This window comes from Cohnella sp. LGH, assembly GCF_017671885.1.
Lineage (GTDB): Bacteria > Bacillota > Bacilli > Paenibacillales > Paenibacillaceae > Cohnella > Cohnella phaseoli.
Genome location: NZ_CP072117.1, coordinates 1,318,883 through 1,343,273, shown reverse-complemented (window position 1 = coordinate 1,343,273; position 24,391 = coordinate 1,318,883). Strand labels below are relative to the sequence as shown.

The following is a 24,391-nucleotide window of genomic DNA, read 5'->3' as shown; positions in this document are numbered from 1 at the left end:
TCATGTGAGACGGCTGGGGACATCCCTTGTTTGTTGGTTCAGCCGAAATGCTGTTCCAGCAACGAAATAAATTGTTTGGCAGCGGGGGAAAGGTACTTGCTGCGATGATAAATATAGCTGATTCCGCGATGAAAACGAATGTCCGCCAACGGAATTTGTACTAATAATCCGCTTTTTAGCTCCTGCTGAACGGCAAAGTTCGAGACAAGCGATACGCCAAGCTCGTGGATCACCGCTTGCTTGATGCCCTCCGTATTGCTAATTTCCATATATTTCGGCGGGTTGAAGCCATACTCTTGGAACTTCATCTCCAAATAGGTGCGAGTGGCGGATTTGTCCGGTTTCATAATAAACGTGTCGTTGGCGAAATCCGTTAAGGTACACTTTCGTTCCCCGGCTAGCGGGTGGGACGGCGGCACGATCAGCACAAGCTCGTCCTCATAGAAAACCTTCTTTTCGAAGCTCGCTTCGTCCATGGCGATCCGGTCGGAGATGACGAGCAGCTCCACTTTGGTCGTTTCCATCATGCGAATCAGATGACGGGAAGAAGTGATGTTCATATTAATGTTGATGTTCGGGAAGGCTTTGGAGAAGCTTCGCAAAACTTGCGGGAGCAGATAGACTCCGACGAAGTTGCTCGCTCCGAAGGACAACGTTCCGTAGCTCAAATCCTCCAATTGCCGGATATGATCCTTCGCCGAATGGAGCAGGTTGACGATTTGCTCCGCATAGGTCTTAAAGTGCTCGCCCTGCTTGGTCAAGTACAGCTTTTTACCGATTCGGTCGAAGAGCGGAACGCCCAGTTCGTCCTCGATGCTCTGGATCTGCATGCTGACGGACGGCTGGGAGCAGTAAAGCAGCTCGGCCGCTTCGGTGAAGTTTAAGCACTCGGACAACGTAATGAAGGTTTGCAGCTTGTTGATATTCATTCCATTCGTCCCTTCTAACCATAACGTTTTGTTATGGTTATTCAAATTAAATCAAATTGTATTATACTACTCTGTCGGCTAAGATGAAAGCGATAACATCAGCGATATGAGGAGGATATTAGATGTCGGAAGTGCATGCGTCTGCGGATAAGAACGGGAAAGAGCCGTCTTCCGAGAAAAAAAGCAAGGTAGAGGAGACGATGAAGAAGATCGGAATTCCGCTCGCGATCCTCGTGGCGCTGCTGCTCTTCTTCATGCCGACACCCGACGGACTTAGCATGGAGGCGCAGCGCGCGCTGGCCATTTTTACCGGAGCGTTGATCCTATGGATTACGACGCCCATTCCGATTTATTTGACGTCCATTATTGCGATTTTGCTATTGCCTTTGGTTGGGGCGGTCAAAGATCAGGGAGTTGCATTCGGAACTTTAGGGTTCGACGTGATCTGGCTGATGGTAGCCGCATTTATTTTGACGTCGGCGATGGTGAAGTCCAATATGGGCAGAAGATTGTCCCTGTGGATGATAACGAAGTTCGGCAAAACGCCCAAAAGAACCTTGTTCCTGCTTGTAGTCATTAACTTTATTTTGGCCTTCTTCGTTCCGTCCACGACGGCAAGAGCAACGCTAATGGTGCCGATCTGCTTGATCCTGCTTGAGGTTTACAAAGCGATTCCGGGCAAAAGCCGTTTGGGCAAAACTATGATGCTTCAAGGCGTACAGGCGGATGCGCTGGCGACCTCGGGCTTATGACGGCGACGTCCGGCAACATTATCGCGGTCGGGTTCATCAACGAACAGGCCGGAGGCCATATCGGATATATGGATTGGCTGCTGGCCTCCATGCCTACCGCGATCATTACGATGACCATTACGTTTTTTATTGGATTAAAGCTGTTCTCCGTGAACAGCGAGACCGGCATTAATAACGTCAGGGACACGTTGAAGGAGGAGCTGGACAAATTAGGCCGCTTCTCTCTGGCGGAGAAGAAAGCGCTGGCCATCTTCATCTTTACCGTCCTGCTGTGGGCTACCGGAGATTATCATCAAGGCTGGTTCGGATTCGAGATCAGCACCGAACAGACGGCCGTGCTTGGAGCGCTCCTGTGCTTGCTGCCCAGAGTCGGGATGATGACCTGGAAGGAAGCGAATATCAAGTGGGAGCTGATGATTTTTGCCGCAGGCGCGTATGCGGTCGGGAACGCGCTGGACAAATCGGGAGGCGCGGAATGGATCATCGGTAAAGTGGTTGATGCGCTGGGCCTGGAGCATATGAATCATGCGCTCGTCTATATTTGCGTCATTTTCCTAAGTATGTACAGCCATCTTATTTTCACAAGCAAAACGGTTCGCGTAACGATTCTGATTCCGGCGTTTATTGCGCTGGCCAAAACGTTGGGCATCGATCCGGTGCCGCTCGCCTTGGCGGCCGCCATGACGATGACTTACACGATTACGCTTCCGCCGCACTCGAAGGTGAACACGATTTATTTCGGAACCGGCTATTTCTCCGTATGGGATCAGGTAAAGTATGCCATCGTCACTTGCTTTATCGGCGCCAGCGTCATCAGCTTGGCCGTGTTTACCTGGTTCAAGGTGATCGGAATATAGAAGCATTCAGGAGGAAACCATGCTGCATAGAAAAGTCATTATAGCTATTGCCGACGGAATCGGAGACAGGCCGATTGCTGAGTTGGACGATAAAACGCCGCTGGAATACGCCGATACGCCCAACCTGGACCGAGTGGCATCCGCGGGGATTAACGGCATGATGGACCCGATCGCTCCCGGCATTCCGGTAGGCACGGATATGGGCCATCTGATTTTATTCGGTTACGAGCCGCAGGATTATCCCGGCCGCGGACCGATTGAGGCGCTGGGAGTCGGGATGGAGGTGCAGCCCGGAGATATCGTACTCCGCTGCAATTACGCCACCGTCGATTCGAGCGGAATCGTACTCGACCGCAGAGCCGGCAGAATTCGCGAAGGCACGGACCGGATCGCCGAGACCATAAGCGGGATAGAGATCGACGGCGTGACCTTTTATTTGAAATCGGCTACAGAACACCGGGCGGTGCTCGTGCTTCGCGGAACGGGGCTAAGCGATCGGATCGGCGATTCCGACCCGAAGGCTCCGAATGACGGGAGTCCGTACCATGAGGTCAAACCGCTGGACGACTCGGACGAGGCGAAACGGACGGCCGCGGTGCTGAATCGTTTTTTGCAGGAGGCTCATCGGCTGCTGTCCCGCCACCCGGTCAACGAAGCGCGGGTGCAGCGCGGAGAGAAGCCGGCTAATTTCATCCTAACGAGAGGAGTCGGACGGATGACGGAGCTGACGCCGATTAGCGAGCGGCTGAACATCCGCGGCAGCTGTATCGCAGGCGAAAGCACGGTGCTGGGCGTCGCTAAGCTGGCCGGCTTTAAGCCCGTCACAGATTCCCGCATGACCGCCAACATGGATACCGACATCGAATTAAAGGCCGAGCTGGCGCTCCGCGAGTTGGCCGACTGCGATCTGGTACTCGTTCATGTGAAGGCGCCCGATCTGAAAGGTCACGATAACGAACCGCTGGAGAAGGCCAAAGCCGTCGAGCTGTTCGACCGGCTGGTCGGCCTTCTGCTTCGGGATATGCCCGAGGACGCTTACTTGGCGTTGGCGGCCGATCACTCGACCCCTTGCGAAGTCGGAGAGCATTCGGGCGAGCCTGTTCCGATTGCGATCTGCGGGCCCGGAATTCGCAAGGACCGCGTTCTTCATTACAATGAATGCGATGGCGTTTCCGGAGGTCTGGGACGCCTGTCCGGAATGGATTTTGTCCGAACGCTGCACGATTTGATGGGCAGGGTGAAAAAACAGGGGAATTAACCAGAAGCGGACCAGAATGTCATCAAGGCAGGTTCGAACGGAGTCGGTCGGATATTTGAATTTTGTACTAAACGTCATACAAATCAGCCGGAGTTGACCATCAGAGGTTGATTTTATACGATTTATCGTACAAAGCGCCGTAATCGGCGGCTCGAAACGGGATTTTTATACGGAAAATCATACAAAAATGGTTTGGCGGCCAACCGAAGCCGGCACGCCCCGATGATCCTGCACTACGCGGGATTGTCGGGGCTATTTTATTTTTAGTATGCCGACAAAATGTCCAAGGGGCTGCAAGGGATTTTCATCGGGTCGCGTCGAATTATGTTGAAAAGAGCTTATAGGGGGAGGCGGAACAGGCGATGATCAAGGGACAGAAGAGCGATGTGACGAAGGGGAGGAATGTTCGCGAGCTGGACGTTATTTTCGGCTGGCAGTGCGACAATCCCGGAATCGGCATCGATGCCGCCGGATTTGTGTTGTCGGAGCGGGGGCGGTGCAAGCGGGACGAGTATTTCGTTTTTTACGGCAATCCGCATGCGCTTGGCGGAGCGGTAACTCATTCCGCCTCGGGCGGAGAAGGTCGGGAGAAGCTGCGAGTATCGCTTCCCGATCTGCCGGAGGATGCCGATAAAATCGCGATGACGGTCACGATCTACGAAGGCGAGCAGCAAGGGCACACGATGAGCGGCGTATCCGGCTTGTATATTCGGCTTGTCGATACGGCCGCCGGAGAGGAAATCTGCCGCTTCGACTTCGGCGCGGATTTGGACAAGGAGACTGCGGTCGTGGCAGGCGAGCTGTACAGACATCAGGGAGAGTGGAAGTTTCGCGCGGTCGGGAGCGGCTTCTTCGGCGGTCTGCGCGCACTGTGCGAAAGCTTCGGACTTGAGGTGCGCGAGGAGGAGAACGCAGTTTCCGAGGCTGCGGCTGCGGCCGAACCGTTAATGCTGTCGACCATCGATCTCCGCAAAAAAACGGTCGGACTGCTATTGGAAAAGAAGAAGCTGTCGGGTATCGTCGCCAGAGTCGGCCTGGTGCTGGATATCACGGGATCGATGAGAAAATTGTACAACAACGGAACCGTGCAAGAGGTTGTAGAGCGAATACTGGCGATCGCCTGCAAGTTCGACGACAATGGCGAGCTGGACGTCTGGGTGTACGACCATGAGTTCAGCCGGCTGCCATCCGTTACTGAACGCGATTTCGCGGGTTACGTGCAGTCCCGCATACTTGGCGATCCGTCGATTCACAAGTTCGGGAGAAATAACGAGCCTCTCGTGATGGAGGACATCGTTCGCAAGTATACGAAGGAGGAGCCGGATTCCACGCCTGTCTTCATTATTTTCATTAATGACGGCGGCGTGGTGAACCCGACGAAAAAGACGCTGACGGAAGCGGCCGTTCATCCGATCTTCTGGCAGTTCGTCGGCATCGGCGACTCGGATTTCGAGGTGTTGAGTCAACTGGATACGCTGCCGGGAAGGGTTGTCGATAACGCGAATTTCTTCCCTATTGCCGACATTACTACGATTACGGATGAAGAACTGTACGACAAGCTATTGAACGAGTTTCCGTTGTGGCTAAAGGAAGCGAAAGCGATAGGCATTCTCCGCTGAGACATGGGGTTCTCGGGAGTGACGGCAGGGTACGAATATGATACGACGGGATGAGGTTGACGGGATGGGGCGTAAGTCAGGGGAATGGAAAAAAGCAAACGGACTGATCAAATGGGCTTGCCTGTTGCTTTTGCTAGCTGCGACAGCGCTCTCGGGCTGCAGTCTTGAGGATGCAGAACCCGCGTTTTCGAGCGGAGCGGGGAGCGCTGTCGCGGGAACGTCTGTGGCGGCAGCAGAGGAACAGGATGCGGTTGAGCCGGAAGCGATAGGAACGGCAGGCTGCGAGGCTTACGAAGAGGAAGCGGAGCCCGGCGTCTGCAGCTATATCGTCGATTGCGGCGATGCCGACGAGTGCGAGCTTTGGTCCGAGCGTATGATCGGAGAAATGGAGGAGTGGTTAGGCGATCTGACGTATTCCGAGGAATGGGACGTGGACGAGTTGGATAGTCAGAAGGAGGCCGATGTGCTGGCTTCCTATGAAGTTGAGGGCAACGAGCTGGATTTGACGCCGTCCGATGAGGAAGAGGAATATTACGCCTGGCTGTGGGATCGCTTCGCCTGGATAATTCCTTCCGATCATAGACAGATGGTGAAGAACTTCGAGCTGTACGATCATGCCGATCTGCTCGCTTACGTCATTCAAGACGACGAGGATTACGAGAATTGGACCTATGCCGCCAATCAAATTCAATCGACCTACGAGACGGAACGCGTCATGACCGACATTCACGAATTCGGCCATTTGCTGTCGCTGAACGCGGAGCAGGTCGATCCGTACGCGGACGAAAGCGAATGCGATACGTACATGCTGGACGAGGGCTGCCCGTATCAAGACTCGTACATTTACCAGTTTTATAAGCAGTTCTGGAAAAAGGCCGTCAGCGAGGAAGAGGAAGATTACGTGACGGGTTATGCCATGACCAGCGTATATGAGGATTTTGCCGAGTCGTGGTCCTACTTCGTGATGACCGTGCGCCCGGAAGGGGATTCGCTTGCGGATCGCAAAGTTCGTTTCTTCTATAATTATGACGAGCTGGTGCTGCTAAAGGCGAGCATCCTCGGACGAGCCGCCTCCTGGATCGACCGCAATGCCGTTTGGGAGTAACGGTTGAGCGTAGCTTCGCGGCAACGGCCTGTCCGCGGACGAGCCGTCGCCGAAGATTTCGATAATTGTCCATTGCGGATTTACGATTAGTGTATTGCTTATAGAGCACCGCTTGTTAAACTAGTAATCGAGAATGATTATCGTTATTACTATGTTTAGGAAGAAGGTAGCAGCAAGCGATGGCAAATAAGCAACTATGTATCGGATTTCATTTATCGGCAACCTGGATGAAAGGACACGGCTGGAGACATCCGGACAGCGGCGTGGAGCGAATGGACTCCATCGACTACTATATCGAGCTGGCCAAGCTGGCGGAGAACGCCAAGCTGGACTTCTTGTTCAGGGCGGATTATCTCTATATCAGTCCGCAGATGCTGGGGGATTCCGCCAACTACGGCAGTCCCGACCCTACGCTTATGTTTGCGGCGATTGCCCGCGAGACGAAGCGAATCGGACTGGTAACGACGGTGTCCACCACGTTTAATCCGCCGTATGTCGTCGCCCGGCAGCTTCAATCCCTGCATTGGCTCAGCAACGGACGCGCCGGCTGGAACATTGTCACTTCGATCGAAGGGGCGGAAAATTTCGGCGATTCGCCCATGCCGTCTCCGCAAGCGAGGTATGCGCGGGCCAAGGAATTTACCGATGTCGTGCGCAGGCTTTGGGCAAGCTTTCCGCGCGAAGCGATCGTGGTCGACCGCGAGTCGGGCCAATTCACCGATCCCGACAAAGTATCCGCGATTCATCATTCGGGCGAGTATTACAATGTCAAAGGACCGCTCACGATGCCTGCCCATCAAGCGGGCGCCATTCCGTTGTTCCAAGCGGGCGCTTCGGATATCGGCCGCGATTTCGCCTCTTCCATAGCGGATGCCATCTTTGCGGCAATGCCGGATCTGGAGTCCGGGGTGGAGCTGCGCGGGGATCTGAGAAGAAGAGCGGAGGAGCACGGACGCAGTCCGGATGCGGTCAAGGTTTTGCCCGGACTGTACTTTTTCTTGGCCGATACCCGCGAGGAAGCGCAAGCCTTGTTCGCAACCGCCAACGCGCATTTAAGCACGGAGCGCAGGCATGCAGCGCTTAAATCCGTGCTGGGTCTCGATTTGACCGCTTGCGAGTTGAACGATCGCGTGTCCGCCGAGATGCTTCCCGACCCGAATCTGCCGGTCCGCAGCCGAACGCATGCCGAGCTGCTGCGCAGATTTATCGCCAATAACGAGCCGACGGTGGCGGAGGTTCTAGCGAGGCCCGAGGTTGTCGGCTCGGCGCACTGGGTATCGGTCGGGACGGTCGAGGACGTTCTAGGCGATATTTTGCAGCGGTTCGAAGCCGGCGCTATCGACGGGTTTATCGCTCTGCCGGGCGGCTCGGAAAGGTCGATGGAGCTGTTTTTCGAGAAGCTGCTGCCGCAGCTGACGGAGCGAGGCTTGTTCAGAAGCGAATACGCCGGATCGACGCTGAAGGAGCATTTGGGTATTTAATATTCCGCGGTCGGAACCCGCGAAAGCTTCGGAATCCGCCAAGCTTTCGCGGCAGGAGAGTGCTTATTTCCGGAGGAGGAGATTTGGCGGTGGACTGGGCCCTTACGCTGACTAACGTTGCGGAATTCGTCGGCATCGTTCATCGGAGGGAGACGTTTCGAGCTCATGAAGGAAGTGTGGCCCAAATGCGCAAATCTCCCGTTTACGTGATGACTTCATCCCGGATAAAGGAGATTCAAGGGGATGGCGACCGCGTCGAAGGCGTTACGGTCGAGCGGCTCGAAACCGGAGAGAACGTCTTGCTCCGCACGGACGAGATTATCGTATGCCATGGGGTAAGGCCGGACTTGGGAGGAATTAAAAACTGGGGGCTCGAAATCCAGCGCGATCGAATCGTCGTCGATAGCTGGATGCAGACGTCTATCCCGGGTATTTTCGCGGCGGGGGACGTCGCGGATTACCCCGGCAAATTGCCGGGCCTGATCGCGGGAGGCTTCATGGAGGGGCCTGCCGCCATTAACCGCGTCAAAGCGTATATCGAGCCGGGGAAAGAAGTATTGCCGATCTGGTCCACGGAGCATGACAAGTTTCGCGCGCGGTGACCTGCCGATTCGAAAAGCATCGGGCGCTAACGTTTGCTCGTATAGTTAAAGCCGCCGTATTTTGGCTCAATCGGAAAAGAAGGAGACGATTCGGTCCATGAACGCTTTGGCCGCCAGGCCGAGATAACGGTCGGAGCGGTAGAGAATTTCCAGGCTTCGGTACGGCGTCTCCTCCACAATTGGAACGCAGATCAGCTCGGGATCGTTGATCTGCTGAATGAGCGGGTAAGGCTGGACGGTCGCTCCCGTATTCGCTTTAACCAGATTTAGCACCGAGGTGGCCGACGTCGTCTCCATCGTCGTATTCAGCGTAAAGCCGCGCTTGCGCGTGAAGCTCTCGACGATGTCCCGCCCGATGTAGCCTTCCGGGTACATGATCATCGGAATCGTCCTCAGCTCGTCGAGACGGAGCGGCTCTTTCCTGCTCTGGAGCGGGTGGCCGCCGGACACGACGATCGCATATTCCTCTCGGCATAGCGGAATTCTCACCAGCCGGTCGTCCGGCGGCCCTTCGAGACTGATGCCGATATCGACCTCGTTGTCCAGCACAAGCTGCAAAATGTCGACCGAGGCGAATACCTGCAGCTTGATTCCCGGAAATTGGCGGTGGAATTCCGTCAGCAGTCCGGTAATGCGGTAATCGAGATCCGACGGAAGCACGCCGATGCGCAGAGCGCCCCGCTGCGCTTTGCGCAGATCGGCAATCGCATCTTTGGCGTTCTGCAGATCGCGAGCGATCTGGGAGCTGTACTGAAGCAGCAGCGAACCCGCCTCGGTCAGCGCGATTTTTTTGCCCAGCCGATCGAACAGAGGCGTATTCAGCTCGTCCTCCAGCGCGCGAATCTGCTGGCTGAGCGTCGGCTGGGATATTCCGATCCTCTCCGCCGCCTTGGTAAAGTGCATTTCCTCGCACACGGCCATAAAATACTGAAGCTGCCGGATTTCCAACAGGAATCGCCTCTTTATCATTGGTTTTACCAATGATAATAATAGAAATAATAGTATTGATCAATCGTATACTCCGCTATACACTGTTAACACCAACCTTAAGGCATTTGGCAACAAGATCGGATGGAGATGAGTATACGATGCGTTTCGTTTTTTTGCTTGCCGCCCTATTTCTTGCTTCTCTGAATTTGCGTCCCGCTATTTCCTCCGTATCCCCGCTGCTCGGAACGATCCGGGATTCGCTCGGCATGAGCGGATCCGCAGCCAGTCTGCTTACTTCCCTTCCCGTGCTCTGCATGGGTTTATTTGCGCCTGCGGCCGTCAAGCTCAGCTCGCGCTGGGGCATCGAACGAACGGTCGCCTACAGTCTGCTGCTGATCGGCGCGGCGACGGCGGCGAGATACGCCGCTTCCACCGAATGGCTGCTGCTGGCGACCGCGCTCTTGGCCGGAGTCGGCATCGCCGTGACCGGGCCGCTGCTGTCCGGCTTCATCAAACGGCATTTCGCCAACCCGTCGGCGATCGTAGGCGTATATTCGATGTCGCTTGTCATCGGTGCCGCGCTTGGCGCATGGCTGGCCGTTCCGCTGCAGACGGCATTCGACTCCTGGCAGGCGTCGACCGCCTCTTGGGCGGTACTGGCATTCCTCGCTCTGTTCTTCTGGTGGAGGCCGGCAAAGTCGGCTCTGCCTGCGGGCGAAGCGGCCAACACCCGGAGCAAAGCCGGCGCCGGCAGCGACGCAAAGTCGCACGGACGGGCGTTGCTCCGCAGCAAACGGGCTTGGCTCCTGACCGCCTTCTTCGGCATCATGGCGATCATGTTCTATTCGATGACGGCTTGGCTGGCTCCGATCGTAGAGGAGATGGGCTTCGACAGGCAGACGGCGGCATCGGTGCTGACCTTGTTCACCCTGATTCAGATTCCGGTAAGTCTGCTGATTCCGTTGCTGATCGGCCGTTACGGGAGGAAGGCGGTATGGCTGGTCGCTTGCTCCGCCTTGGAGCTGATCGGCTTGCTTCTATTGTTGGCCCATGCTTCTCCATGGCTAATCGCGATTCTGCTCGGCATCGGCGCGGGCGGTCTGTTCCCGATCGCGCTGATGCTGCCCATTGACGAATCGGGAAGCGCGGAGGAGGCGAGCGCTTTGTCTGCCATGACGCAATCCGGCGGCTACACGATCGCCTCGCTGGGACCTTTGTTCGTCGGCGTTGTCCATGACGTCGCGGACAGCTACGTTCCAGCCATTGCGGGCTTGGCGGCGCTCGTCGTCGTCATGATGATCATTCAACTGAGCATCGGACGAAAGTCGGCTGTCCGCCCCCTAACGGCGAAGAGGGCCATTTGAGCGCCCCCGAAGATTAGCCGCGAATTTTCACAGGCTGTCCGGTCTTGACGGATTCGTATCCCGCAAGCGCCACTTCAGCGGACCGCATGCCGTCAACGCCGGAGATCGGAGCGGGACGGCCTTCGATGAGCGCGTCGACAAAAGCTTGTATCATATAGAAATCCATCGAATCTCCCCAAGACAAATACAGGCCTTTGCCCGACTGCTCGCTGTAAAGGTCGTTCTTCGAATTGAAGCTGTCGACGGATATGGAGCCTTTAGTGCCTATGATTTCCAGCGTCACATCGCCCCATGCCGGGAATGCTTTCGGCCGCGACCAGCTCGTATCGATGACTCCAAATACCCCGTTATCGAATTTGACGTGGATCATCCCGGTATCGTCAACTTCTAAATCCTCATGGAAAAGCGTCGCCGCATAGGCGTATACTTCATTGACCTGTGCTCCCGTGAACCAGTTCATAAGATCCATGACATGGACCGTATGGTCGAGCAGCGCTCCGCCGCCGGACAGCTCCGGCTTAACGAACCAACCTCCCGGCATAGAACCGCGGTTCGTTCCTTTGATGGACAGGATCTCGCCGATATCGCCGCGATCGATGGCCGCCTTTGCATCGATCACCGGAGCGATATAACGGCAAGGGAACGCGGTGAACAACGTCACATTGTTATCGTTACAGACGGAGATCATCCGCTCCATCTCGTCAATGGAGATACCTAGCGGTTTTTCGCAGATCACATGTTTCCCCGCTTGAGCGGCGTCGATTGTAAGCTGGGCGTGATGGATATTTTCCGAGCAGATGATAACTGCATCCATCTCACCGTCGGCAAGCAAATCTTTGTAATCCTCGTAATAGCGCAATCCGTTTGCTGTCGCGACTTCATCAACACGGCTCTTGATTTCATCGGCAATTCCGACCACCTCGACCTGCGGCAGCTTAAGCAGGACGTCTAGATAGGAGAAGGCGTGGCCGTGGGCGAAGCTGATCATTCCGACCTTTAGTTTATTCATTTCGAACCCTCCCGAACACCGTGATTCAACAAAATGGCTTGCCCGCTTTGCGAGGATTCCATGACGGCAAGGCCGATTTCCATCGCTTTATAGGCGTCGTGCGCCGTAACGACGGGCTTGCTGTTATTTTGAATGCAATCGAGGAAATGGCGGATTTCCAGCTCATACGGGCTGTTGAACACCGGGCTATTAGGAACTTCAACGAACGGACCTGTGGCACCGGCGGAAGCGGCTTTACGAATATGGAGCGAGACGGATTTGGAGCTGTCGCTGCGAATGACGCCGCCGCTGCCGGCAATATCCGCCGCTGTCGTGAACGGGCCGGGGTAGCCCCAATACGCCTCAACATTGGCAACCGCACCGCTTTCAAAAATAAGGGTTGCCAGCGCATGATCTACGTCTTCCTTGCGCTTGCGTACGCCATATACCGAGCGGACTTCGCCCAAGGACCAGCGCAGGAAGTCAAGGTCATGGACCATTAAATCCAGTACAACGCCGCCGCTCAAGCTGTCGTACGTATACCAGCTGCGGGCGTGGCCGGGATGACCGCCGATCCGTTTCAGGTGGGCGACGCCGATTCGGCCTAGAGCCTGACTCGCCACCTGCTCCTTCATTTGTACATACTCCGGGAAAAAGCGAACGACATGGCCGATGTATAAATGTACGCTATTTTGTTCACATACTCGCAGCATCTCCGCCGCATCCTCCAGATTTAAGGCCATCGGCTTTTCGCAGATGACATGCTTGCCCGCCTGTGCGGCTTTGCAGGTCATCTCTTTGTGCAGGTAGCTGGGCACGGTCACGCTAACCGCCTCGCAGCCGGATTGTTCCAACATCTCTTCATAAGATGAATACGGCTTCGCACCGATTCGTTCGGCCATCTGCAGCATATTTGCCGTCTCGGTGTCGTAGACGCCGACAACAGTTACGCCCGCTATTTTCGCATAGGCGCTTGCATGAACGTTGCCGAGTCCTCCGCAGCCTACAATGGCGACTTTCATGGCAATCCCTCTTTTCGTAATCGTTATGAGATAGATATAATGAAAACGTGTTACCGTTACGATACAATTATTAAGATGGCAGGTATACGTCGGGTTTTGTCCGATTTATATCCAATTTCGCCATGCCGGTTAACGGAGGATGCTTTCGCCGATGGAAATCTTCAAAGAACCGATTCACTACCAGGATCCCGTATTGTGCCTCAAAGTATGGCAATTCGAGGAAAGGGATGGAACGGCTCGGCAGGAGGAGTCGATGCTGCCGGCTACCTGGCATTATCATAAAGAGGTTGAGTTCCTCTTGGTAAAGCAAGGCGCCCACAACATGTTTACGCCAAACCGTTCCTATACGCTGAATGAAGGGGACGTGGTGGTCATCGGCTCGTCCCAGCTTCACAGAGGACGGCCGATAAGTAAGGAGCTCGTGTATATCGTGCTTCACTTCGATTTGGAAACGTATTTCGATCCCTCTATGATGCGCTACTACCGTCATTTCTCGGAGGTTTCCTGCCCGCTGGAAGAACTGAACTACATCTTTCGGGAAAATGCCGTCTTGCGCGCCGAGGCAGGATCTATCATCGAACGCATTCATTCGGAAATCATGGAGAAACCGGTAGGTTACGAGATTGTGGCCAGTATGCAAATCAAGCATTTGCTGCTCACCTTGCTGAGAGGGGATTCACGCGGACTGCTTCAAGCCCAAGGCGGCGCGAATTCCGACGCCATGAAGCCGGTATTGGAATACATTGAGCAGAATTTCTCAGACAGGATCGAGCTGGAGGAAGTCAGCAGGCTTGCGGGAATGAGCTACTCGTATTTCTCGAAGGCGTTTAAGAAAACGATGGGATTGTCCTTCATCAGCTTCGTAAATCGCAAGAAAATCGCCAAAGCGGAGCGTTTGCTCGCTACCAGCGGCCGAAATATCGACGATATCGCCAGAAGCGTCGGCTTCGAGAACATGGCGCACTTTTTCAAGCTGTTCAAGCGGTTTAACGGATGCACCCCGAAGGAATTTAAACAAAAGATCAATGCCATTGTGCTTGTCAGGGAATAGCGAATGAGATCATAAGCTTCATCCCCTAAGAACAAGATGCGGCGCCTTATCCGAGATTCGGAGCAGGTGCCGCATTTTTCATACGAGTGAGCCTCTTTCATTTGCCAACAAGAAAAGAGAGTGCCAAGTAGAAACTTTAGAGTCGATTTTCCGGTTCGTTCATTTTACGATTTGGACAGGCGCAATGTCTGATAGAGTCGCCTTAAACAAATCAATCAAGGAGGAGTAATCGTGACAAGGTTGAAGTTGTCGTTTGTGCTCGGACTTATTGTCGCATTAACGCTGGGGAGTCTCCCCTATTATGAAAGCGCAAACAAAGTTTATGCCAGCTCGACGGTCGACATTGAACTAAGGAACAATAGCCCGGCCTACGGCGGTACGACGCTCGGAATGGGCGGGACGATCATGCCTTTCGGCTATCATGCTTCTTGGCAGGTGAAGGATTTTAACGACGACGATCTGGCGGCGATCATGACGCAGTTTAAGAAGACGGGCACGACGGTCGCTCGCCTATGGCTTGACGGTTCATGGTGGGAGCCCGAGAACGACAACAACGATCCGGACGTGATGCTGGATTCCGGCTTTACGTGGGACAGCATCGAAATGCGTTCCCTGTACAAATATCTGGAGGCCTTCAAGGCTATGGGCGTCGACGTATTCGTCGATGTTATGGTGGACGACCCGAGAGTCATGTATCCGTGGCTGATCGCCGAAAATAAAGTCAATACCGGCCCTAACGTCGGTCAGATTCCCGAATATGCCGAACACATTGCGGCCATGGTGAAGCACTTGGTCGTGACGAAGGGGTTCACGAACGTAAAATACGTATCATTCTCCGGGGAGCCGAACAACTTCTTCCTTGCTCCTCCCGGCGTGAGCAAGCTGGACAATTACAAGGCTTCCATGACGGCGGTCCATGACCGGCTGCAGCTTGAAGGCTTGTTGGCTTACGTCAAGCTGATCGGTCCGGAAATCGGCTACAGCGATCACGATACCGCCGCCTGGCTGGACGACTTGTCGCTGAATATTCCTTCCAGCCTCGACGCCTACACGATTCACTCCGGACAGACGAAAGCCGAAGCGACGGACGGCTCGTATGTCGCTCTGCTCCAAAGCTTTATCGATATCGTCAAGAGCAACGATCCGGACGGCGCCGACAAGCCGATCATGATTACGGATTATACGCCTACCGGCACGATTCGCAGGCCGGAGGACGGCCTGAATGCGGTGGCGCTAATCGCCAACGGCTTAAGGACCGGGGTGAGCGAGTTCGGCAGATGGTCGTTCGCGGACGATATTTGGACGTGGCCACCCGGCTCCAACCAAACCTCGACCAGCTTCGGCGATTATGGGTTCGGCATGATCGGCAGCAAACAGGAGAACTTCACGCCAAGGCCGAATTACAAGGCGACGGCGCTCGCCTACAAATTTGTACCCAGAGGTTCGACGACGTATGAGGCCGTCACGAGCGACGAAGCAGTCATCCCCGCCATGATCCGTACGGCGGAAGGCAAACATACGATTATCGCGGTGAACTGGTCGGACAACGATGCCAACGTCAGCTTCGCGCTGGACAGCGCATTGAATACAACCTTCAAGAAGTATCGTTTTTCTTCCGCCTCGCTGGACCTGGTGGACAAATTCGGCGAAATTCCGTCCAGCTTCGGGACGAAGACCGTTAACGGCGTTTCGTTCACCGATACGGTACCGGCCAATACGATTTATTTTTATACGGATATTCCCGACGATTCGGCTCCCGGACAAGTGACCGGACTCAGCGCCGCCTCCGCAGATTTCAAGAAGGCGACGCTGTCGTGGACGGCGGGAACCGAAGCGGATCTGTCCTACTACAGAATCTATCGGGGCAATACGAGCGGCTTCGCCCCGTCGAGGGACAACAAGGTCGGGGAGATCTGGATTCCGGCCGGAGACGCGCCTGCCTTCAACGATCGTAACGTCGAGCAAGGGCAGACGTATTATTACAAGGTTTCCGCCGTGGATACTTCGGAGAACGAGGGGGGCTATTCGTCGGAAGCTTCCGTAACGATTGGCTCTGAAACATACTCTAATACTTTGTCTATGACCGATTCGACGGACTACGATTATTACGAGATCGACTCCGATTACGAGAACGGATACAAAGTCAGAGTGTACAAGAATGCGGGAGTTATCGGTTATGTACAAGACAAGCTCGGCTACAATAGGCAAAACCTAGGCCTGGATATTTTCAGTGCTCCGATGGTTTTCAAATACGACGCCAACGCGTACTCCGATAAAATCGTGAACGGGGGTGCGGAGAACGGCACGACAGCTCCAAGCGATTGGCATTCATGGAACAATGCGAACGGCACGTTTACGTGGGACTCCTCCGTGAAACACAGCGGCAGCCGATCGCTTAAAATTCACAATTCGGCGCAGACGGCCAACTCTACTTGGTACCAGCAGACGACGAATTTCGTTCCGGGCAAGCACTATGAGGCTTCTTATTGGATCAAGACGGACAATCTTATCGGACCCAACAGCGCCGGACGAGGCGCCTATCTGAACATTCAATTTTTGGATTCCTCCGGCAACACGATCAGAGCGACTGGCGGCGCAGACGCTTATTCCAACGTGGGAACTCAAGATTGGACGTATTTCACCTCGGACGTGACCGTGCCGCTCGGTACGGCGACGATCCAAATCGGGGCGAACCTGTACGAGAACAGCGGCACGGTCTGGTTTGACGATATCCGGTTCGAGGAACAGCCGGAGGTGGCTCTGGCCGGCCAGCATGGCGGTTATTATGCCGCGGATTCGGTGACCGCCCAATCGATATCCGCAACGCATAAGCAAATCGTAACGGTAGCGGGCGACGAGACGATGGTCTACGATTTTTACCCGGATCGGATCGAGATGAAGGTCCAAGGTCCCAATCCGGGCGGTTATTTCGTCGAGGACGGGGGCATCGTGCCGAGGAATGTTACGACCGCTTACTGGTCGGACGGCAGCGCGAATACGTTGAGCGATACTTATGCCGGGACGTTAATCGAGAAAACGACGATAAGCCTTGCTTTCTATCAGCCGCCTTCGCCTCAGACGATTCGCTATGAATTTGGCTCGCCCAAGCCGTTAACTGTCAAGAACGGCGCTCGATTCAGAGGCTATTACCCGAGATTTCAGATCGACAGCAACGAAGCTTTTACATTGAAGTTTCCCAAGAAGATAGACAATCCGAACGGAGGCGCCGAGAACGGCTCTGCAGCTCCGGCGGATTGGACCATGTGGAACCAGTCGGGGCACGGCGCGTTGACATGGGATGCAGGTACCTTCCATTGGGGCGGCAAATCGCTGAAAATCAGTCATGCGTCAACCGATAATTCCGCTTGGTACGCACAAGTGGAGGTGTCTGCCCCGACGCCGTCTATTCAACTGTCGGCATGGATCAAAACGTCGGCGATCTCGGGCAGCCAAGGCGCTTTCATCTCGGTGGAAGCCAAAGATGCGGCGATGAACGTGCTCGCTACCTATCGGACGCCGTTCGTGACGGGAACGACCGATTGGAAGAGATATGCATTAAGCTTAAACCCGCCGGCCGGCACGGCATATCTGTTCGTGGAAGGCAACTTGTTCGCCGCGACGGGTACGGCCTGGTTTGATGATTTCGAGCTGAATTCGGCCGATACCGGCATCGCCAACCCGGGCACGGAGGTCGGTTCGGGAAGTCCTGCGGATTGGTGGAGCTGGACGTCTTCCGGCACGCCTTTCGAATGGGACGGTACAACTTATTATAGCGGGAAGAAGTCGCTTAAGATTACGAATACGGCAAACCAGACTTCGACCTGGTATACGAAAAGAAGCAATCTGCAAATGAGCAAGGAATACGAATTCGGAGGCTGGGTGAAGACGTCGGGCGTAAGTCCGGGCAGCATGGGGGCCCAGCTCCAGGCCATCGCGCTCGATTCGAACGGAAAGTGGCTGCAGGCGAACATTGCTCCGAACGTGCTGCACGGAACGAACGACTGGACGTACGTCAGCGGTAAGATCACGCTTCCTCCGATGGCAAGCTCCTTGCAACTTGAGGCGCAGCTATGGGGGGTCAACGGGACGGCCTGGTTCGACGATCTGTTCATCAGACTAGTTGACAAATCCTGATCGCCATTATAATCAAGGCAGAGATAGTCGACTATCTCTGCCTTGATTTCTCTATTGCCGGGCTAACTTGGAGGTATTCGCTTATGAACGCAATCTGGAATCCGCAACGGCTGTCCATCTATCCGAAGATCGTCTTTACCTTTCTGATCGTTGTCATTCCGGTGTTCGCGGTCAGCCTAATCATCAATCAGTCTGCGGCGGGCAACATGCGCGAGGAAATTCGGGGCGCGATGCAATCGAACGTTCATTTCTACTTGAGCTCGTTTCAAGCCGAAATGAACCGCATCGAAGCGCTGCAGAGAGAGTATTTGTTCGACGACGATTTCCAGAAGATAAGCAATATGGCCCATTTTATGCCCGTGCTCGATCGGACGAACGCTTTTCTGCGAATCGAGAAAAAGCTCGAGCTGCTGAAAAACTCCAATCTTTACGTTAACGAAGCGAGCGTTGACGTTCCCTTGATCGGAAAAATTATTCATTCCACCCGGTATGATGAAACGCCGATGCCCCGGGAGAAGGTGGACGCTTTGTCGCGTAAAACCAGATCCCCGCTTATCCGCTGGGACGATCGTCTCTACTTAAGCAGCGCATACCCTGAAAGCGATGACGACGAGGTTGCGCCGGTGTTTCTCATTGCCGTCGAGCTTTCGGAACGGCAGATCAACGATTCGCTAGACCAGATAGCCGGCATGGAAGGCAGCGGAGCCGCGCTTCTGGCCGATGACGGCTCTTGGATCGTGGATGGCGGGGCAAAATCCGGATTGGACGAGGCGCTGGCCGCGAAACTGCCCTCTTTCGCTTACGATTCCTCAGGACGCGGACAAGCGAAAATAAAGCTGGAAGGCACCTCCTACTTAATCACCTACGAGCGGTCTCCGGCGCTCGGAGCTATATTGCTGCTCTATTATCCCGAACGGCAAATTCTCAATCCGCTAAATGTCTATAAAGTTCTAATGTGGGTTCTGTCCGCATTTTCATTGGCGGTTATTGTCGGCTTCTCCTATTGGCTGTATCGAATTATCCATCGTCCGCTGCGGCAGTTGGTTCGCGCGTTCCGGAGAGTCGAGCACGGCGATCTGGGCGTTAACGTGCATTATCGCAAGTTCGACGAATTCCGCTACTTGTATAATCAGTTCAATACAATGGTCAACCGCCTCAGGGTGCTGATTCACGAGGTGTACGAGCAGCAAATTCGCAATCAGCGAGCGGAATTAAAACAGCTGCAATCCCAGATCAATCCTCATTTTCTGTACAATAGCTTTTACGCCTTGTATCGCATGGCCAAAGCGGAGGATCTGGGCAATGTCGTAAAGATGACGCAGCATCTCAGCAAGTATTACCATTTTCTGACGAGAACGGGAATGGACGAGGTTTCCCTGGAGAAGGAGATCGACCACGCCAAATCCTATGTTGAAATTCAAATGATCCGCTTCCAGGGCCAGATCGAGGTGATCTGGCAAGCTGTTCCGGAGGATTGCAAGACGATTGCCGTCCCGCGAATGATTCTGCAGCCCCTTATCGAGAACGCGTTCCAATACGGTTTGGAGGAGCGGAAGGACAACGGCCGGCTCCATATCGTCTTCGAGCGGGAGAAAGACTGCTTAATTATCGACATCGAAGACAACGGCAATAATCTGACCGATCGAAAGCTATCGGAATTGAAAAGCTTGATGCTGACCGAGGATTTCACCGAGACGACAGGCATCATCAACGTGCACAAGCGCCTTCGGCTCAGATTCGGAGAATCGGGAGGATTGTGCCTGGCTCGGGGAGACAGCGGCGGCTTGCGGGTCACTCTACATATTCCTTACCGGAAAGAAGGATAAATCTACATGTACCGATTGCTTCTGGTAGATAACGAACGTCATGTCGTAGACGGGTTGTACGAGCTTTTTACTCAGGAATGCCAGCTCGACTTGGAGGCATACCGAGCGTATAACGGCGAAGAGGCTTTGAACTGGCTGGAACGGACAAAAATCGATATCGTCGTGTCGGATATCCGTATGCCGGAGATGAGCGGCTTGGAGCTGCAGAAGGAAATCGCGGAGCGATGGCCGCGGTGCAGGGTCGTTTTTCTGACGGGCTACAGCGAATTCGACTACATTCAGGACGCGATGAGAAACGGCGCATGTCAATATTTGCTTAAGACTGAGGGAGACGAAGCGCTGCTCGAAGCGGTGGAACGAATCATCGCCGACATTGAAGCGGAGCTTCGGCAGGACATCCTGGTCGAGCAGGCGAAGCGTCGTCTGAAGCTGGCTCTGCCGACGCTGCAAAGACAGCATCTGCTGGACCTGCTTCAGGAGAGCGCCTCGTCCGCACAGGACTTGGAGCAGTTTAAAGCACTGGAAATTCCGCTGGACTGCAATATGGACGTTCTTATCGCGATCGGGAGAGTGGACGATTGGAACGGATACCGGAGCAACTACGATCGTGCCCCGCTGTTATTCGCCATTCAGAATATCGTGGAAGAGTACTTCGCCGAGTCCGTCAATCTGGTGACGGTACCGTATGAAAGAACCCGGCTCATCTGGCTTATGCAGCCCAAGCCGCTGCCCGACGGAGCCCAACCCTCGGCAGGGGAGTGGAATCGCGCGATTCGGTTCGTGCACGGCATGATGGAGAGCGTTCAGCGAACGTGCAAAAGCCTGCTGAAATTGCCGCTATCGGTTACGGTGGCAGGCAAGGCGGCGGAGTGGCGCCGCGCAGGAGAGAAGTTCGACCGGCTTAAGCTGCTGTCAAGCCATGGTCTCGGCATGGGGCAGGAGCTTCTGCTGATTGAACCGGAACGCGAAGAGACGCACCGCGGGGATGCAGACAACTGGACATACAGAAGCCGTTTGCAAATCCGTCGAATCGAATTGCTTGCGGAATATTTGGAGAATGGACAGCGGTATCAATTTTTTCAAGAGTTTCCGCAAATCGTCGCAATCGTTTCCTCCCTGCCTGCCGCCGCAGAGTCGCTGACGCTGGAATTAAAATACGCATTCGGCCTGCTGTTCGTACGCTTCCTGAACAAGTGGAGCCTGTGGGACGAGCTGGGGAAAACAGTGGACGTCGGACGACTGGCCTCGCTTGGAAACGCCGCACCTTGGCCGGATACGGCGGAGTACTACGCGGAAGTCGCGGAACGGATTTTCCAATACAAGTCCGCCGGAAGGCAGCAGCAGGAAAATGATGTAGTGCAGCAAATCCACCATTACGTGCAGATGAATATTGCGGGAGATGTGTCGCTCACCAGAATCGGCGAAGTCGTAGGCCATAGCTCCGCCTATGTTTCCCGCTTATACAAGAACATCACTCAGACGAACCTTTCGGATTATATCCATGAGATCCGAATTGGCAAGGCGAAGGAAATGCTGGGCCAATCCCGCTTCAAAATCCAGGAGATCGCCAAGCTGCTCGGGTTTGAGAACGATCGTTATTTTTACCGGTATTTCAAGAAGGCGACAGGTTTGACTCCGCAAGAGTTCAGAGAGTCGCAGGAGCGTCGGCTCGGTTACGACCGACAAGAAAAGTGAGTGAGAAGTAGAATCTTTAGAGTCGTTTCGCCGGCTCTTTTTCTTTTATGCTGAATACAGGAAGAGCAACGCGAACTTCCAGATCAATCTTTTGGGGGACATGACATGAAGACAAGCAAAATCGCATTGACAGCAAGCGCTGTAATCATGACGTTATCGCTCGTCATGACGGCCTGCAGCTCGAACAACCCGGCTTCGACAGGGACGCCCTCGGCCTCGAGTTCGCCCTCCGCTTCCTCGACAGCGGCTGAGCCGGGGGCGACATCGGAGGCAAGCGAGTCGCCGAATCCGCTTGGCAAGTACGATACGCCGATCGAAATTACGTCCGTTCGCAATTATAACCAGGGGACGAAATTTATCGAAGGGGACAACGAAAACGTCAACACGTGGACGAGAGCTTACGAGGAAGAGCTCGGCATCAAGCTGAAATACGACTGGATTACGACGGGCACCTCCGACCAGTACTATCAGAAGCTTAACCTCTCGATCGCATCGGGCGACTTGCCGGATACGTTCGCGGTCGACGCGAAAACGCTGAAGCAGCTCGTTGAGGCGGATCAGCTCGAGGACTTGACGGAAGCGTACGAGAAGTACGCCTCGCCGCTGTTGAAGGAAGCGATCGCGGAATACGGCGATGTCGGCCTGGGCGCTTCTACGGTTAACGGCAAGCTAATGGCGCTCCCCGTGACGGGCAGCGGCGACTATTCCGGAAGCGAAGTGCTTTGGGTTCGCCAGGACTGGCTGGATAAGCTCAGCCTTCCAGAGCCGAAGACGTGGGACGACGTCCTGAACATCGCCCAAGCGTTCACGGAGCAAGACCCGGACGGGAACAGCAAGAAGGATACGTACGGTATTCCGATCAGCAAGGACATTAACGGATATCCCGATCTGCAAGGCTTCTTCAACGCCTATCAGGGGAATCCGTCCAACGTGGCCTGGAAACAGTACATGTGGATCAAGGACCCTTCCGGGGATGGGTTGGCCTACGGAAGCATTCAGCCGGAAGTGAAGTCGGCGCTGGCCAAGCTGCAAGAGCTGTACAAAGCGGGCATTGTCGATCCGGAATTCGGCGTCAAGGATACCGCCAAAGCGTTGGAGGGCATTACCGGAGGCAAGGCGGGAATGTATTTCGGCTACGGATGGGCGATGAACTGGCCGCTTGGCGAAGCCGTGCAGAAGGATCCGACGGCGAATTGGGTCGCTTATCCGATTCCGACGGCGGACGGTCAGCCGTTGAAGCTGTCTTATTACTTCCCGTTGAACCAGTGGTACGTTGTGAAGAAGGGCTCGGCGAATCCGGAAGCGATTATCAAGATGGCCAATCTCTATCTGGAGAAGCTTGCTCCGCAAACCGTCACGGTCGAGAGCAACTTGAAGTACGGCAAGTCGGAGGACGGCATTGAAATCATCAACATGGCGCTGATCAATTCCGCTTTCGTTACGGCTAACATGAACTCCGCGGCAACGATTCGCGCGGCCGTTGAGGCGAAGGATTCCTCCAAGCTGAAGCCGGATCAAGCCGCAACCTACGACGAAATCATGAAATATATCGAGACCAAGGATCCGAAGTATTGGGTTCAATATTCCTTCATGAAAACGATGGAAGTCGTGGACGGCTATATTGCCGGCAACCATTATAAATCGTCGCTCTACGGCGGGCCTCCGACCAAGACGATGGTGCAGAAGCAGGCGATTCTCGACAAGCTGGAGCTGGAGACGTTCACCAAGATTATTATGGGCGCCGCCTCGATCGACGAGTTCGACAAATTCGTGGCACAGTGGAAGCAACTGGGCGGAGATCAAATTACGGCGGAAGTCAACGAGTGGTATGCGGCCTCTCAGTGACGCACGGGAGGAGGTTGGAGGATGATCTCGGGAAAGCTGCGACGGGAAGTGCCGCTGTATCTCATGCTCGTTCCGGGATTGACGATTATTCTGATTTACTGCTACGTGCCGATGGCGGGCATCGGCATCGCTTTCCAGCATTTTATTCCGGCTAAAGGCTTCTTTAGCTCCGAGTGGGCGGGCATGGACAACTTCGAGTATATCGTGAAGCTGCCGGATACGTTCCGTGTGCTGTGGAATACGGTAATTATCGCGGTCATGAAAATGATTCTCGGACTTATCGTTCCGCTAGTCGTGGCGCTGCTGCTCAACGAAGTGACCAGAAGCGGCTTCAAGCGAAGCGTTCAGACGATGATCTATTTGCCCCACTTTTTGTCCTGGGTCATATTGGGCGGCATTCTCGTCGATATTTTGTCGCCGTCCGAGGGTATCGTGAACGGGATCGTTACAGCGTTCGGAGGAAAGCCGGTTTTTTTCCTCGCCGATAATTCCTGGTTCCGGTTCATTATTGTCGTAACCGATATTTGGAAGGAGTTCGGATTCGGAACGATCGTGTTTTTCGCCGCCTTGACGGGCATTAACCCGACCTTGTACGAAGCGGCCGCAATCGACGGAGCGTCCAGATGGAAGATGACGTGGAACGTGACGATTCCGGGCATCGTGCCGATCATTATTTTGCTCGCGACTTTAAGTCTGGGCAACGTGTTAAACGCGGGGTTCGATCAGATTTTTAATCTGTACAGCCCGATCGTCTATGAAACCGGAGATATTCTGGATACGATGATCTATCGGATCGGTCTTGTCGACGCGCAGTACAGCTTGGCTACGGCCATAGGCCTGTTCAAGTCGGTCGTTTCTTTCGTCCTGATCTCGGTGTCCTATTGGCTCGCTTATCGATTCGCCAATTACCGGATCTTCTAACGCAACGAGAGG

16 protein-coding genes and 2 pseudogenes are annotated in these 24,391 nt (G+C 54.5%); 14 read left to right on the top strand and 4 right to left on the bottom strand.

Annotated elements, in window-relative coordinates:
* Positions 1 to 38 precede the first annotated feature (38 nt).
* Entirely contained in the window at positions 39 to 929 is an 891-nt protein-coding gene (locus J4772_RS05260) for a LysR family transcriptional regulator (protein ID WP_209074422.1), read from the bottom strand.
* Positions 930 to 1,051: 122 nt separating this feature from the next.
* On the opposite strand from J4772_RS05260, the pseudogene J4772_RS37490 reads away from it, so the two are divergent.
* The 7 genes and pseudogenes from J4772_RS37490 to J4772_RS05230 all read left to right on the top strand — a co-directional run bounded on the left by J4772_RS37490 (position 1,052) and on the right by J4772_RS05230 (position 8,603).
* A pseudogene (locus J4772_RS37490) lies at positions 1,052 to 2,538 on the top strand (DASS family sodium-coupled anion symporter).
* Positions 2,539 to 2,557: 19 nt separating this feature from the next.
* Positions 2,558 to 3,796, top strand: a complete 1,239-nt coding sequence (gene apgM / locus J4772_RS05250; RefSeq protein ID WP_209074421.1) for a 2,3-bisphosphoglycerate-independent phosphoglycerate mutase — start codon at positions 2,558 to 2,560, stop codon at positions 3,794 to 3,796.
* Positions 3,797 to 4,158: 362 nt separating this feature from the next.
* A pseudogene (locus tag J4772_RS36910) lies at positions 4,159 to 4,668 on the top strand (TerD family protein); the annotation flags it as partial.
* Positions 4,669 to 4,746: 78 nt separating this feature from the next.
* The gene (locus tag J4772_RS36905; protein WP_247741166.1) at positions 4,747 to 5,415 is read left to right on the top strand and encodes a vWA domain-containing protein; all 669 of its coding nucleotides are present in this window, start codon (positions 4,747 to 4,749) and stop codon (positions 5,413 to 5,415) included.
* 37 nt (positions 5,416 to 5,452) lie between these two features.
* Entirely contained in the window at positions 5,453 to 6,520 is a 1,068-nt protein-coding gene (locus tag J4772_RS05240; RefSeq protein WP_209074419.1) for a hypothetical protein, read from the top strand.
* 179 nt (positions 6,521 to 6,699) lie between these two features.
* Positions 6,700 to 8,001, top strand: coding sequence for an NtaA/DmoA family FMN-dependent monooxygenase (locus tag J4772_RS05235; RefSeq protein WP_209074418.1), 1,302 nt, complete (start codon positions 6,700 to 6,702; stop codon positions 7,999 to 8,001).
* Positions 7,962 to 8,603: an NAD(P)/FAD-dependent oxidoreductase gene (locus J4772_RS05230; protein ID WP_371822885.1), complete on the top strand. Its 642-nt coding sequence runs from the start codon at positions 7,962 to 7,964 to the stop codon at positions 8,601 to 8,603. Before J4772_RS05235 ends, J4772_RS05230 begins: the two co-directional genes overlap by 40 nt.
* A 66-nt stretch (positions 8,604 to 8,669) precedes the next feature.
* On the opposite strand, the gene J4772_RS05225 is transcribed toward J4772_RS05230, so the two are convergent.
* On the bottom strand, positions 8,670 to 9,551 hold the full coding sequence (locus J4772_RS05225) for a LysR family transcriptional regulator (protein WP_209074416.1): 882 nt from the start codon (positions 9,549 to 9,551) through the stop codon (positions 8,670 to 8,672).
* A 140-nt stretch (positions 9,552 to 9,691) separates the two neighbouring features.
* Here J4772_RS05225 and J4772_RS05220 point away from each other — a divergent pair, with 140 nt between their 5' ends.
* Entirely contained in the window at positions 9,692 to 10,897 is a 1,206-nt protein-coding gene (locus tag J4772_RS05220; RefSeq protein ID WP_209074415.1) for an MFS transporter, read from the top strand.
* A gap of 13 nt (positions 10,898 to 10,910) precedes the next feature.
* On the opposite strand, the gene J4772_RS05215 is transcribed toward J4772_RS05220, so the two are convergent.
* Both J4772_RS05215 and J4772_RS05210 read right to left on the bottom strand, forming a co-directional pair.
* Complete coding sequence (locus tag J4772_RS05215) at positions 10,911 to 11,906, bottom strand: Gfo/Idh/MocA family protein (protein ID WP_209074414.1); 996 nt, start codon at positions 11,904 to 11,906, stop codon at positions 10,911 to 10,913.
* Positions 11,903 to 12,907: a Gfo/Idh/MocA family protein gene (locus J4772_RS05210; protein WP_209074413.1), complete on the bottom strand. Its 1,005-nt coding sequence runs from the start codon at positions 12,905 to 12,907 to the stop codon at positions 11,903 to 11,905. Before J4772_RS05210 ends, J4772_RS05215 begins: the two co-directional genes overlap by 4 nt.
* Before the next feature lie 151 nt (positions 12,908 to 13,058).
* Between J4772_RS05210 and J4772_RS05205 the strand changes: the two genes are divergently transcribed.
* The 6 genes from J4772_RS05205 to J4772_RS05180 all read left to right on the top strand — a co-directional run bounded on the left by J4772_RS05205 (position 13,059) and on the right by J4772_RS05180 (position 24,379).
* Positions 13,059 to 13,958, top strand: a complete 900-nt coding sequence (locus tag J4772_RS05205) for a helix-turn-helix domain-containing protein (RefSeq protein ID WP_209074412.1) — start codon at positions 13,059 to 13,061, stop codon at positions 13,956 to 13,958.
* Between the two features lie 231 nt (positions 13,959 to 14,189).
* Entirely contained in the window at positions 14,190 to 18,092 is a 3,903-nt protein-coding gene (locus tag J4772_RS05200; RefSeq protein ID WP_209074411.1) for a carbohydrate binding domain-containing protein, read from the top strand.
* Positions 18,093 to 18,175: 83 nt separating this feature from the next.
* A complete protein-coding gene (locus J4772_RS05195) occupies positions 18,176 to 19,918 on the top strand; it encodes a sensor histidine kinase (protein WP_209074410.1) in 1,743 nt (580 codons plus the stop codon).
* 6 nt (positions 19,919 to 19,924) lie between these two features.
* Complete coding sequence (locus J4772_RS05190; RefSeq protein WP_209074409.1) at positions 19,925 to 21,613, top strand: response regulator transcription factor; 1,689 nt, start codon at positions 19,925 to 19,927, stop codon at positions 21,611 to 21,613.
* Between the two features lie 105 nt (positions 21,614 to 21,718).
* Positions 21,719 to 23,458 carry an extracellular solute-binding protein gene (locus tag J4772_RS05185; RefSeq protein ID WP_209074408.1) on the top strand — a complete coding sequence of 580 codons (1,740 nt, stop codon included), beginning with the start codon at positions 21,719 to 21,721 and terminating at the stop codon, positions 23,456 to 23,458.
* Positions 23,459 to 23,479: 21 nt separating this feature from the next.
* Complete coding sequence (locus J4772_RS05180; protein ID WP_209074407.1) at positions 23,480 to 24,379, top strand: ABC transporter permease; 900 nt, start codon at positions 23,480 to 23,482, stop codon at positions 24,377 to 24,379.
* Positions 24,380 to 24,391: the final 12 nt, after the last annotated feature.